Here is a 13,948-nt window from a genome sequence, read left to right as displayed (position 1 = left end):
GGGCGTTAGCGACGGTTTATTATTTTTTAGCGTCAGCCGCGGGCACGACGACCAGTTTCTGGTCGCTGACGGAAAGCGCCTGAACCTCGCGGTTATACATCGCTTCGCCGTAAGCCGGAGGGATCAGGAAACTGCCGGTGTTAGTGGCTTTAATCTGATACACAAACTCCTGCACATCGGTGCTGGCGCTGCCATAAATCACCACGCGGTCTTCACGAATATCGCTGTAATCCGGTGCCCATGTGGAACCCGATGCCGCCAGCGGTGACTGCCAGGATGCCGACGCGTCGGCGTCGCTGTTTTCATCACTGTCGTCGGATTCCGGTTCCGGTGGCGTTTGCTGGACGACTTCGAATCCGCCCGGCAGCAAATCCACAATCGCCAGATTATCCTGTCCTTCCTGCGAATTGGCGCGGATTTTCAGATGCACGTTGATCTTCTGCCCCAGCGTAATCTGCGTGACGGCGTTGCCTTTTTCATCGGTGTAATCACGGGTGATCTCCAGACCGCGTGAAATGGCTTTCTTCGGTGCAGCCAGATCGTAACCCGCCTGCGTCACCACGTACCACGCGGGCGCATTGTTGCCGTTTTCAATGCGGAGTGCCTTCGCGTCGGCGGTGAAGTTCGCTTTCGCAAACAGCCCCTGAACCTGCGAAATGGCCTGCGGTTCGACGTTTTTCGTTTTGCTGATCTGCGTAATTTTCAGCGCATCCGGTGCCGTGGCCTGCGCGGCCACCTGGGCGGAATAACTCTCCAGCGCCAGAATGCTCATCGCCGAGGAGTAAGTCGTGTAGCGTTCCTCTTTCAGCGCCTTAACCATATTTTCCAGCACCTGCGGCGGAATGGCGGAGACTTTTTCCGGGAAGTGACGGGTGATCAGATACAACCGCGTCGCGTCCTGTACCAGCGGATCAAAGTAACCTTGTGTCCACCAGGCTTTGTCATACGCCTTGCTCAGTTGCTTCCACGTCGGCTGCAACAGGGTATTCGCCTCATCATCCATTTTCAGCAGACGATAAGACGAGGCCAGATACATCGCACTGAGATCGGTTTTCCAGGTGTCCGGGTAACGCTGTTGCAGGGTGTCCTGCACCGAGGCCAGCGAACTGGTGGTGATTTCACCCTGACGGGTCAGCAGATACACCGCCCACGCGCGCAGACGCAGGGTATACAGATCATCATTCTGATTTGCCGCCAGTTCGCGCAGAGCCGAATTGGCCTCTTCCAGCATTCCGGCTGGCAATGCAACGCCCGCGGCTTTGGCTTCCAGCAGATATTGCACCACGTACGGCGTGACGAACGGATCGGTTTGCGGCGATGAGCGCCACAGGCCAATCGCGCCGCTGTCATTCTGACGGGAACGCAGCACCGCCAGCATGTCTTTCAGTTGTTTGTTGCTGTCCGCCGGGCTGAGGTTACCGCGCATTTCCGGATGTACCGTTTCGAGGATCAGCGGCACCGAGCGGCTGACAATCTGTTCAGAACAGTAATACGGATAATCCGCCAGATACTGCGACAGCCCGTTAGTCAGCACCAGTGGCGAGTTGGATACCGCCGCTTTGCGCACCGCGTAAGCATCAAACATCTGACGCAGGTTATCGACGTTCTGACTGCTGCCGCTCATGCGTCCCATGACTGATTGCGTACGGAACGGCATCGCCGGACGCACCGAGGTGCTGATCGTCCGGCGACTGGTTTTGTCGCCATACGTCGCGTCAAACACCAGCGGCGCATCCCCCGGCAGAGATTTCGCGCGCAGACGGAAATTCATCACGCCCTCGCGTTTTTCCGCCAGTGACAGGCTTTGTTCGGCTTTACCGACCACTTCAAGCTGCGGTGGCACGCTCAGGTGAACCGCAACCGGAATGCTTTTGCCATTCAGACCTTCGAGGTTATTGCTGACGCCAACGCTGACATCAAACTCATCACCCGGCGCCACCATCGACGGCACGTTCGGCGTCATGATGAAGTTGTCGCGCACGGTCGCAGAAGTCTGCGCTTTACCGATTTTGTCCGGCGTCACGGAAATGGCCATCACGCGGATCTTGCCGTTGAAGTAATCCGGCACCTGATAATCAAACTGCTTCTCGCCGTTCACTTCGGTAATGCCCGACCAGTACGCCACCGGCTTATCACGCTTACGTTTGAACGGATTGACGTTCAGATCCAGTCCTTCTCCGGCGTCGCCCCCTGGCGCAGCCGCCAGCTGCATCAGCTTGCTGAATTCCGGCAGGATAAGGTCGAGGATTTGCGCGCTTTCCACGCTCAGTTCGCGCTTACGGAAGAAGTATTCCAGCGGATCTTTCAGGCGATAACGCGCCACCTGCAAAATGCCCTCATCGACAGCAAACAGCGCCACCTGTTGCGGGCCGTCCGTCATCACCGTCATGGCCAGATTTTCGCCCGGCTTAATCACTTCCGGCGCATCCACTTCGAGGTAGTTCTGACGCGCTTTGGTGCTGATTTTGAAAGGCATCACGCCGTAGCTCAGCGGGCTCATGAAGATTTCGTTGGAATTCACATCCCGCACGAACTGCACGTTGATATAGCCGTTGCCTTCCATTCCCGCCGGTACGCGGATTTTCTGCACCGAACTGGTGGTGTCAGTGTGGAACCACTGCCAGCTGTACACTTTATCTTTCTCGATGGTGATCAACCCGCTGCCGGTGTACGGCGCGTTGACTGACACCTCGATTTCTTCACCCGGCTGATATTCCGCCTGATTGAGTTTCAGCTTCAGCTCGGCATTTCTGTCCAGCGAACGACTGAGATTGGCGTTACCGGCCACGGTGTAGCCAATGCGGTTCAGCACGTTACCTTTCGCGTCTTCCACCACCAGCACGAAATCGCCCGGCTTGTCCGTCGCCAGCGTCAGATCGTTGCCCTGCGCCGTCAGCGACAGCGGCTGTTCCGACAACTGCACTTCCTTCATTTTCGACTGGTATTTGTAGACGCCGGAATCCTGCTTGGTCAGCACTGAAATGTATTTCTGTTCAATCAGCGCGACTTTCAGGTCCGGCATCGCCATCTGTTTAAGGGAAGGGTCGACGGCAATAATGTTCAGATGACGGGCAGCATCGCGGTTGATGTAACCCAGATCGCCATCGGCTTTCACGCCAATCAGATAATCATACGGCGACACCAGCACCCGCGCCGTTGCGGCTACCGAGCGCCCGCTACCGGCCACAAACGCCTCGGAGAGCAGTTGCAACTGATAGGTGGCGTCGGCGTAAGATTTCAGATCCAGCGGGATATTCGCGGCACCGTTTTCATCGGTGGTACGGTCTTCCAGTTCCGTTTCGAAACCGTCACTGTTCTGGCGGTTCTCGTAGAAGGCGTAATCCGGGAACTGATCGAAGCTCGGATACATCGGGCGCAGCGTCAGTTTCGAGGTTACACGGCGGTCCTGCGCGGGCGTACCAAACAGGTTTTGCACATCAATATTGGCCTGCAATTCCGACGGTTTCACCCAGCCCTGTTTGCGGTCCGGCGTCAGTTGCAGTTTGACCTTCAGTTGATCCGGCTCAAAGTCTTTGACGTTGACGGCGGTATGCCCGAGGAAGGTCGATGATTCATTGTCTTTGCCGATCAGGTACAGATAGACATTCCATTCACCGGTTGGTGAATTATCGTCAGTGGTATAACTCAGTTCATTGAAACCGCTGGCACCCAGAGTCAGCGGGATAGTGCTCATCAGCTTATCGCGCGGGTCATGAATTTCCGCACGTACCGGGACGCCTGCCAGACCGTGACTCCAGTCAGCGGCACGGGTGATCAACCCGATATTAAAGGTGTCGCCCGGACGATAAACGCCGCGATCGGAGAACAGATAACTGCTCAGCGTGCGCGAATCGTTCGGGGTGATTTCGCCATCGACGTCAAAGCGGGAGAAATCGAGGCCGCGATCGTTATTCCGGTCCGCAGGCAGGAAGGAGACATCGCCCTCTTTTTCCACCAGGAACATCACCGGCTGGCGTTCGCTGGTATACACGTCCAGCGCCGGGAAGCGCACATGGCCGTCGGCACTGGTGGTCTGGGTCAGCAATGTCACCCCGTTTTTAGCGATGACAGAGACTTTGGCATTCGCGACCGGCGCCCCGCTGTGAATCGACTGCACAAACACGTCGCGGGTTTTATCCTGCGAACGCTTGGCGATAATCCCCAGATCGGTGACCACGACGAATCGCGAATCACCGGCCGGCGCATCATCTCCGCTCTGCTCTTCATCCTGATACACATTGCCGTCGTCATCGGCTTCGGGTTTTTGTTCTTTTTTCTTCGGATCCCATTCCGACAGCGTCAGCAGGAATACGCCGCGATGCGAGGCCGGATCGGTGGAGAGATAACGCGAGAGATCGACGCCCTGATAATTCACTTCACCCGGTTTGTCGTTGTTTACCGCCGTCTGGTATTTGAAGTGCTCGGTAAAATACTCGTCGTTCAGACGGTTAAATTCCGCCGATGAGTATTCACGGCTTTTGAACGACACGATGTGTTGCAGCTGGCTCGGGATCACCCGTTTGATGTCCAGACGCAGCCCCGGCACATTGCGCGCAGCGACGCTGATTTGTTTGTCACCGCTGACTGACAACAGCGAGCCTTGTGACATAAATTGCAGCGATTTCGGATAATCCGGCACCGCGACGATGCGGTAGACTTTTTCCGGCATTTTGTAGCCGCCGGACGACGTCAGCACGTTATCGATTTCCACCAGCATGGCGCGGTGCGCAGGGGCATCGAAGCGGAAACTGAACTGCGGCTGATAATCGCTTTCCGCGTCATTGAGCTGAATGTTCAGCGGCGTGGACTGGGCGAGGACGTTATTCTCCACGCTGTCGACGTCCCAGCTGGCGTAATCATCCGGCCCTTTGGCCTCGTCCTGATCGTTAGGATTATGCTGCGGCAACAGCCAGACTTTAACGGCCTGACGGATATCTTTATCTTTCACCGCGTCGCTGAACCCGACGATCAGCGCACGCTGACCTTTCGCACCCTCGGCATCCACGACCTGCGCGCTGGCTTCGTTTACCGTCAGGCTGTACAGCGTCGGCACAGACACCACGGCATTTTTCGCCTGCGCAGTCGAATTCGACGGCACGGTAGATTTAATGCCCTCGCCCAGAATGACGCGCACCGCACCGCCGTGATCCAGCGATTTCAGCGGTTCGGAATGCACCCAGGCGTTGAGTTTTTTCTGGTCATAGACCACGGAATAATTGAGTTTCGACTCGGTTTTGGCTTTCCCTTCGGTCAGGCCAAGGGAGATGTGTTTTTCGAAACTGGCGACATCCACCGGCGCATTGAATTTCACGTTAAAAATCGCGCTGCGTTTTTGTGGATCCTGCGGGTCCTGATAATACTCGGCCTGCCCCAGCTGATAATCGAAAGCCGGAGCCGTAAATTCATAGCGGGTTTCTGCCAGCCTGATTTGTGGCGCCAGCAGCACCTCAGGCGTGAAGTTCACTTCATATTTGCTGCCCATCGGCAGTGGATTTTTCGGTGTGAACGCCAGAGTGTAACCGCTCAGCCATTTCCATTCCCCTTCGGTGGCCGGTTTCAGGGAAATCCCTTTTTCGACCACTTTACCGACGTCCGTCACCGGCGCGGCAGAATGGCGGAAAGTGAAAATCGCCTGCTGCGGTGCCGGTTTTTGCGCCGCGTAATTGACGGCCTCCGGGCCGCTGACGCGCACGCTGGTGTCCTGATAAACCATCGGTGCCGGTTCGATCGGCTGCGGACGGTTGAGCCACCAGTGCCAGCCATAAACGCCCGCCCCGGCGGCGCAGAGTAACAGCAGGATGGTCAGGCTGATGGTTTTCGGGTATTTATCCACCCCGCTTTCCATGCGCAGGAAACCCCGCTTCAGCCAGCCGGAGGTAGCCGTCCACCAGCCGGGCGCCCGCCAGTCAATATTGCCGACCACCGGTTTAAAGACGCGACCCAGCAGACCCAGAATGAAAGCCAGCGCGCGGAAGACGCCTTTTATCAATGTAAAAGGCAGACGAAGTAAGAATTTTAATAAATCCATTTGTTGCTGTACCCCTAATCCCTGTGATCCATAGCCAGAAGTGATATTTTTATTTAAATCAGGACTTTTATTAAATTCAATATATTGCGCCGCAGGATAAAGATTATTTGACTAAAAAGCCAACAGATAAAGCGTAGCAGTAACACGGCACCTCCGGCTGATTTCTGCGCTGTCAGCGGCACGATTGTGTGAAACAATAGTAAAAGGATTTTGAGGAAAGCGGCAGGTGACATGAAAACAAAACTGATTACCCGGGAAGGCTACGACAAGCTCAAAACTGAACTGGATTTCCTGTGGCGTGAAGAGCGTCCGGAAGTGACCAAAAAGGTCACCTGGGCCGCCAGTCTGGGCGACCGCAGCGAAAATGCCGACTACCAGTACAACAAAAAGCGGCTGCGTGAAATCGACCGCCGCGTGCGTTACCTGACGAAATGTCTGGAGCAATTGCGCATCGTCGATTACTCGCCGCAACAGGACGGTAAAGTGTTCTTCGGGGCGTGGGTGGAAGTGGAAAACGACGACGGCGACATCAAGCGTTTCCGCATTGTCGGTTACGATGAAATCTTTGGCCGCAAGGATTACATTTCTATCGACTCGCCGATGGCACGCGCGCTGCTGAAAAAAGAAGTCGGCGACAGCCTGATTGTCACCACGCCGGTCGGCGACGCGACCTGGTACGTCAATGACATTGAATACGTTAAATGATCAGCTAACTCTCAAAACACGCGGGTGCTCGGCCTGATGACTGGCATTTTTGGTCTTCAAACCGTATAACTGTGCCCCTGCTTTTTACAGCCAATTAAACAGATAACAGACCTATGAATGATCAACTGAGCCGCATTATCGCAAGTGAATTGCAGGTTCGCCCGGAGCAGGTTGCTTCCGTGGTGCGTCTGCTGGATGAAGGTAATACCGTGCCCTTTATTGCGCGGTATCGTAAGGAAGTCACCGGTGGGTTGGATGATACCCAGCTGCGTCAGTTGGACACCCGTCTGGGTTATCTGCGGGAGCTGGAAGACCGCCGCCAGACCATCCTCAAATCCATCGAAGAACAGGGCAAACTCAGCGACGATCTGGCGAAAGCCATCAACACCACGCTGAGCAAAACCGAGCTGGAAGACCTGTATCTGCCGTTTAAACCGAAGCGCCGCACCCGTGGTCAGATCGCCATCGAAGCCGGTCTGGAACCGCTGGCCGAACTGCTGTGGAACGATCCGCAAAACGAGCCGGAAGCGACCGCTGCCACATTCGTTGATGCCGGTAAAGGCGTGGCCGATACCAAAGCGGCGCTGGATGGCGCGCGCTACATTCTGATGGAACGCTTTGCCGAAGATGCATCGCTGCTGGCGAAAGTCCGTGATTATCTGTGGAAAAATGCCCATCTCACTTCCCGCATGGTGGAAGGCAAAGAGCAGGAAGGCGCGAAATTCCGCGACTATTTCGATCACCACGAACCGATTTCTCAGGTGCCATCGCACCGTGCGCTGGCGATGTTCCGTGGCCGCAACGAAGGCGTATTGCAGCTGGCGCTGAATGCCGATCCGCAGCACGATGAGCCGCCGAAAGAGAGTTATGCCGAACAGCTGATCATTGATCATCTGGGTCTGCGTCTGAACAATGCGCCTGCCGACGTCTGGCGTCGTGCGGTGGTTAACTGGACGTGGCGCATCAAAGTATTGCTGCACCTCGAAACCGAGCTGATGGGCACCGTGCGCGAACGCGCCGAAGATGAAGCGATTAACGTCTTTGCCCGCAACATGCACGATCTGCTGATGGCCGCACCGGCCGGTATGCGCGCCACCATGGGCCTCGATCCGGGTTTACGTACCGGTGTGAAAGTCGCCGTTGTGGATAACACCGGCAAACTGGTGGATATCGATACCGTTTATCCCCATACCGGTCAGTCCGCGAAAGCCGCGCAACAGGTTGCCGCACTGTGTATCAAACATAACGTCGAACTGGTGGCGATCGGGAACGGTACGGCGTCCCGCGAAACCGAGCGTTTCTTCCTCGAACTGCAAAAACAGTTCCCGGCGGTAAAAGCGCAGAAAGTGATTGTCAGTGAAGCCGGTGCGTCGGTGTATTCCGCGTCCGAACTGGCGGCGCTGGAATTCCCGGATCTGGATGTGTCCATTCGTGGTGCCGTTTCCATTGCGCGTCGCTTGCAGGATCCGCTGGCCGAGCTGGTGAAAATCGACCCGAAATCTATCGGTGTCGGCCAGTATCAGCACGATGTCAGTCAGTCTCAGCTGGCGAAAAAACTCGATACCGTGGTGGAAGACTGCGTAAACGCCGTCGGCGTGGATCTGAATACCGCGTCTGTTCCGCTGCTGACCCGCGTGGCCGGTCTGACCCGTATGATGGCGCAGAATATCGTTAACTGGCGTGACGAAAACGGCCAGTTCCGCAATCGCGAACAGTTGCTGAAAGTCAGCCGTCTGGGGCCGAAAGCTTTTGAACAGTGCGCGGGCTTCCTGCGTATCAACCACGGCGACAACCCGCTTGATGCCTCCACGGTTCACCCGGAAACCTATCCGGTGGTCGAACGCATTCTGGCTGCGACGCAGCTGGCGCTGAAAGAACTGATGGGCGATTCGAATGTGCTGCGCGGCCTGAAAGCCAGTGAATTCACGGACGAACAGTTCGGCGTGCCGACAGTCACCGACATCATCAAAGAGTTGGAAAAACCGGGGCACGATCCGCGTCCTGAGTTCAAAACCGCGACCTTTGCCGAAGGTGTCGAAACCATGAATGACCTGATGCCGGGCATGATCCTTGAAGGCTCGGTCACCAACGTCACTAACTTCGGCGCGTTTGTGGATATCGGCGTGCATCAGGACGGTCTGGTTCACATCTCGTCACTGGCGAACAAGTTCGTGGAAGATCCGCATACCGTGGTGAAAGCCGGCGATATCGTCAAAGTCAAAGTGATGGAAGTCGATCTGCAACGCAAACGTATCGCGCTGACCATGCGACTGGATGAGCAGCCGGGCGAAGCGCCTGCCCGCCGTTCTTCCGCGCCAGCGTCAGATGCCCGCGACAACCAGAAACGCCATTCTCCGAACAAACCTGCGGGCCGCAATGCCGCGCCAGCAGGCAATAATGCCATGGCGGATGCGCTGGCGGCTGCCCTCGGCAAAAAACGCTAATTTTTGTTTTTCCCTCCGCGTTATGAAAGCCGCTGAAAATCAGCGGCTTTTTTTATGTATCTTTTTTCGACACTTTTTAAACTCTATCCTAATGAATCAATCACTGAGGTAAATCAATAAATCGGGGCTTTGGCAGGCATAGGATAGCGTCGCGGTGGAGATACCCGCGAAGAGGTTCGCCTCTTCTCTTTTGTCTCACTACGCGTACTAATTATGATAACTATTTTCGTTTGTACTTCTTTGCGTATTCACTACGCCGCCAGCCACAGGCCGGCAATTTCGCACCAGGGACAATTTCTGAGCAATAATTTTAGCCACATATATCGCCAGCCAGCGACATCACCGGGCAGGGACGCACGGCGCACAATATCCAGGCGCCGTCACCCTTAATGCCTGATCGCCTCGCGAGGAACTATGCAACTTCAATCAAAACGTGCTTATAAAATTACCGGCTTTTCACACGAAATCAGCCCGGCCTACCGTCAGAAACTGCTGTCCCTCGGGATGCTACCGGGGTCCTTTTTTAACATCATCCGCGTTGCGCCGATGGGCGATCCGGTACAAATCGAAACCCGCCGCACCAGTCTCGTCGTCCGCAGAAAAGACCTCGATCTCCTCCAGCTCGAGATGCTGGCCTGATCCTCACATCAGGCCTTTGGCAGTTCATTTTTTGGGGCAGCCCTTTGGCTTGCCTGTTTACCCTTTCTGACACGTAGACTTTATCGTATGAAACCATTAACGATCGGCCTGATTGGTAATCCCAATTCAGGCAAGACCACACTCTTCAATCAGTTAACAGGTTCCCGCCAGCGTGTAGGTAACTGGGCCGGTGTCACGGTCGAGCGCAAAGAAGGCCAGTTCGCCACCGCAGACCATCAGATTACGCTGGTAGATTTACCGGGCACCTATTCCCTGACCACCATTTCCGAGCAAACCTCGCTCGATGAGCAAATTGCCTGCCATTACATTCTGAGCGGCGACGCAGATCTGATGATCAACGTGGTGGATGCCTCAAACCTTGAGCGCAATCTGTACCTGACTCTGCAACTGCTCGAGCTGGGCGTGCCCTGTATCGTGGCGCTGAACATGCTCGATATCGCCAAAATCCAGAACATCCATATTGATATCCCGGCGCTGTCAGCGCGGCTGGGTTGCCCTGTCGTGCCGCTGATTTCTACCCGCGCCAGCGGCATCAAAGAGCTGAAAGCCGCCATCGACCCGTTGCCGCAAGTGGCCGCGCTGGAACGGGTGAAATATCACCCGGTGCTGCAACAGGAAGTGGATGTGCTGGCCGCTGACATGCCGCAAGACATGACGCTGCAACAGCGCCGCTGGCTGGCGCTGCAAATTCTGGAAGGGGATATTTACAGCCAGACGCATGCGGGCAAAGCGCAGGCACTTCTGCCCGAGGTGAAAGCCCGGCTGACTGAGCAGAAGCTGGAAGACCCGGCGCTGCTGATTGCCGACGCGCGTTATCAGAGCATTGCGGCGCTTTGCGCAGACGTCAGTAACTCGCACCTCACCGCGCCCAACAAGCTAACGCAGGCGCTGGACCGCGTGATCCTCAACCGTTTCCTCGGCGTGCCGATCTTCCTGTTGGTGATGTATCTGATGTTCGTGCTGGCGATCAATATCGGCGGTGCACTGCAACCGATTTTCGATATCGGCTCAGCCGCGATTTTCATTCAGGGGATGCAGTGGATTGGTTTTACCCTGCACTTCCCGCAGTGGCTGACCATTTTCCTGGCGCAGGGCATTGGCGGCGGGATCAACACCGTCCTGCCGCTGGTGCCGCAAATCGGCATGATGTATCTGTTCCTGTCCTTCCTTGAAGACTCCGGTTATATGGCGCGCGCCGCGTTCGTGATGGACCGCCTGATGCAGTCCCTCGGTCTGCCGGGTAAATCCTTCGTGCCGCTGATCGTCGGCTTCGGCTGTAACGTGCCGTCCATTATGGGTGCCCGTACGCTGGATGCGCCGCGCGAACGTCTGATCACCGTAATGATGGCGCCGTTTATGTCCTGCGGCGCACGGCTGGCGATTTTCGCGGTATTCTCTGCAGCCTTCTTCGGGCAGAAAGGCGCGTCCGTGGTGTTCTCGCTGTATCTGCTGGGTATCGTGGTCGCCATCCTGACCGGCCTGCTGCTGAAATACACCATCATGCGCGGCGAAGCCTCTCCGTTTGTGATGGAACTGCCGGTTTATCACGTTCCGCACCTGAAAAGCCTGCTGCTGCAAACCTGGCAACGCCTGAAAGGCTTCGTGCTGCGTGCCGGTAAGGTGATCGTTGTCGCCAGTATTTTCATCGGTGCACTGAACAGCTTCTCGTTCAGCGGCAAGGCCGTGGATAACATCAATGACTCGGCGCTGGCGTCGGTCAGTAAAGTGCTGACACCAGTGCTGTCGCCGATGGGCGTCCATTCTGACAACTGGCAGGCGACCGTCGGTCTGGTGACCGGTGCGATGGCGAAAGAAGTGGTGGTCGGTACGCTGAACACCCTGTACACCGCCGAACATATCCATAATGAAGCGTTCGATGCCGCCAGTTTCAACCTGTTCGATGAACTGGGTGGCGCGGTAAATGAAACCTGGCAGGGCCTGAAAGACACCTTCAGCCTCAGCGTGCTGTCGAACCCGATCGAAGCCAGCAAAGGTGACGGCGAAATGGGCGTCAGCTCCATGGGCGTGATGAGCACCAAATTTGGCTCGGCGGTTTCTGCTTACAGCTACCTGATTTTCGTGCTGCTTTACGTGCCTTGCGTCTCGGTGATGGGGGCGATTGCCCGTGAAACCAGCCGCAGCTGGATGACATTCTCCATCTTCTGGGGGCTGAATGTGGCGTACTCGCTGGCCACGCTGTTCTATCAGGCGGCGACGTTCAGCAGCCATCCGGCTCACAGCGCGGGCATTATCCTTTGCGTGCTGATTTTCAATGCCATCATCCTGACTGCCCTGCGCAAAGCCCGCAGCCGGGTTAGTGTTCACCTGCAACCGCGTAATGTGGCGGCCTGTTGTGAACCCGCCACCGGCAGCGACTGCCATTAGGAGATGCGATGACCAGTCTGATTCAGGTGCGCGACAGTCTTGCACTGGCCGGACGGGCCGATGCCCGCCAGCTCAGCCAGCAGCTTAACGCGCCACAACCGCTGGTGCAGGCGATGCTTGAACGGCTGGTCGCCATGCGCAAAGCCGAAGTGATCGACGCCGATGACAGCTGTCTGAGCGGCAGTTGTAAAAGCTGCGCCGACGGTAAAAAGTGCCTCACGGTCAGCTATCAGCTGACGCAACACTGAACCCACGCCTTTCATGATAGCCGCGTCGCGGCTATCATCACTCCTCGTTTACGCGCCGCAGGAGCCTGCATGATCGACAGTGAAATTACCTTCCGTAAACTCGAAATTTTTCTCGCTTACATGGAAAAGCAAAATATCACCCGCGCAGCCGAGCAACTCGGTCTGAGCAGCGTCAGCGTGCATCGCGCCCTGCATTCGCTGGAAGAAGGTTTGCGTTGTCCGCTGTTTATCCATCGTGGCCGTAACCTGCTGCCGTTGCCCGCCGCCGAAGCGTTGCTGGAGCATGCCACGCAGGTGATTGAGCAAATGGAACACGGCATTCTGGCGACCCAGCGCGCCGCCGGGTTTGGTGATAAACGCCTGAAAGTCGGCACCTTATATTCGCTGACACTGGAAACCATTCCGCGCCTGATCATGGGGCTGAAACTGCGCCGTCCGGAGCTTGAACTGGAACTGGTGATGGGATCGAATAATGATTTGCTGCACAAGCTGGAAGACGGTCAGCTGGATGCCATCCTGATTTCGACCAGCGATTCGACCGTCGATGCCCAGCGTTACGATCAACTGCCGCTGTTTCAGGATGATATTTTTCTTGCCGCACCGGCCAGTGCAGAGCTGGCGTCAGAAGGCACCGCAGATTTACGTGATTTCAAACAGAAGAAGTTCGTGTCGCTGGCCGAAGGATTCGCCACCTATCACGGCTTTCAGGAAGCCTTTCAGGTGGCCGGTTTCGAGCCGGATATCGTGACGCGGGTGAACGATATTTTCTCAATGCTGAGTCTGGTACAGGCGGGTGTCGGTTACACGCTGATCCCCGGCAGGATGAAAGGCGTGTATGAAAATACGGTGAAGTTACTGCCCCTGGCCGAAGCCTACCAGATGCGCCAGACCATCTCGCTGGTCTTCCCGCACAGCCGCGAGCACGATCCGAACCTGCTCGCCCTCGCCGCTGAAAGCCGGATGTATGCGCTAGCGAGCAGAAAGCGCTGACAGATGGGTAAGCACAGCCGGTTTAGCAATCGGCTTTCCCACCATCAGGCCCTCAATAGAAATATCTTCATCAAGGGCATCCCAATGCAAACCATAAGCACTGGTTTCGCAATCCTGACGCTGTTCGGGTGTTGCGTTCAACAGAACGGGGAACTGCGCCAACGCCACTGTCAGGATCTGACCATCTTCAAGAGTCACCCACATTGTACTTTCATCAAAACGAACACTCTTAGGCGAAATATTCATTCCATGCTCCTTGAAATAGTGTCTGATAAACGTTGGTTAACGTTATGATTTCCCTGACCTCTCTGGAAGAAAATCCTGTCTGACGACACAGGGTGACAGGCGAAAGCCACAGTTTGGCTTCTTTCTGACCAGATCTTACATGAATATGATGCGGTTCAAGAGGGTTTCCTTCATTGGAATAGAAGAAAAAACGGTAATTTTTAAAACGTAGTATCACTGGCATGTCGGTGACTTCCCTGTAT

At 55.8% G+C, this 13,948-nt stretch carries 9 protein-coding genes; 6 read left to right on the top strand and 3 right to left on the bottom strand.

From position 1 onward, the window contains the following. Positions 1-19: 19 nt before the first annotated feature. On the bottom strand, positions 20-6,028 hold the full coding sequence (locus tag EDF78_RS11110) for an MG2 domain-containing protein (protein WP_133823110.1): 6,009 nt from the start codon (positions 6,026-6,028) through the stop codon (positions 20-22). Between the two features lie 231 nt (positions 6,029-6,259). On the opposite strand from EDF78_RS11110, the gene greB reads away from it, so the two are divergent. From greB to EDF78_RS11080, 6 genes are all read left to right on the top strand, one after another. Then, the gene (gene greB, locus EDF78_RS11105; protein WP_095923822.1) at positions 6,260-6,733 is read left to right on the top strand and encodes a transcription elongation factor GreB; all 474 of its coding nucleotides are present in this window, start codon (positions 6,260-6,262) and stop codon (positions 6,731-6,733) included. Between the two features lie 113 nt (positions 6,734-6,846). Further along, on the top strand, positions 6,847-9,177 hold the full coding sequence (locus EDF78_RS11100; RefSeq protein WP_133823109.1) for a Tex family protein: 2,331 nt from the start codon (positions 6,847-6,849) through the stop codon (positions 9,175-9,177). 414 nt (positions 9,178-9,591) lie between these two features. Continuing rightward, positions 9,592-9,816 carry a ferrous iron transporter A gene (gene feoA / locus EDF78_RS11095; protein ID WP_014333518.1) on the top strand — a complete coding sequence of 75 codons (225 nt, stop codon included), beginning with the start codon at positions 9,592-9,594 and terminating at the stop codon, positions 9,814-9,816. 87 nt (positions 9,817-9,903) lie between these two features. Beyond that, positions 9,904-12,222 (top strand): Fe(2+) transporter permease subunit FeoB, encoded by a 2,319-nt coding sequence (gene feoB / locus EDF78_RS11090; RefSeq protein ID WP_133823108.1) that lies wholly within the window; start codon positions 9,904-9,906, stop codon positions 12,220-12,222. Positions 12,223-12,230: 8 nt separating this feature from the next. Further along, positions 12,231-12,470, top strand: coding sequence for a FeoC-like transcriptional regulator (locus EDF78_RS11085; protein ID WP_095923825.1), 240 nt, complete (start codon positions 12,231-12,233; stop codon positions 12,468-12,470). Positions 12,471-12,539: 69 nt separating this feature from the next. Then, positions 12,540-13,460 (top strand): LysR family transcriptional regulator, encoded by a 921-nt coding sequence (locus EDF78_RS11080; RefSeq protein ID WP_095923826.1) that lies wholly within the window; start codon positions 12,540-12,542, stop codon positions 13,458-13,460. On the opposite strand, the gene EDF78_RS11075 is transcribed toward EDF78_RS11080, so the two are convergent. Together EDF78_RS11075 and EDF78_RS11070 are read right to left on the bottom strand one after the other, a co-directional pair. Next, positions 13,440-13,706: a DUF2442 domain-containing protein gene (locus EDF78_RS11075; RefSeq protein ID WP_095923827.1), complete on the bottom strand. Its 267-nt coding sequence runs from the start codon at positions 13,704-13,706 to the stop codon at positions 13,440-13,442. The two genes, EDF78_RS11080 and EDF78_RS11075, sit on opposite strands and share 21 nt — an antisense overlap. Continuing rightward, positions 13,690-13,929: a DUF4160 domain-containing protein gene (locus EDF78_RS11070; protein WP_095923828.1), complete on the bottom strand. Its 240-nt coding sequence runs from the start codon at positions 13,927-13,929 to the stop codon at positions 13,690-13,692. Before EDF78_RS11070 ends, EDF78_RS11075 begins: the two co-directional genes overlap by 17 nt. Positions 13,930-13,948 lie beyond the last annotated feature (19 nt).

Source organism: Rahnella sp. BIGb0236 (assembly GCF_004364755.1).
Classification (GTDB): Bacteria; Pseudomonadota; Gammaproteobacteria; order Enterobacterales; family Enterobacteriaceae; genus Rahnella; species Rahnella victoriana.
This window is presented reverse-complemented; position numbering and strand designations above follow the sequence as displayed.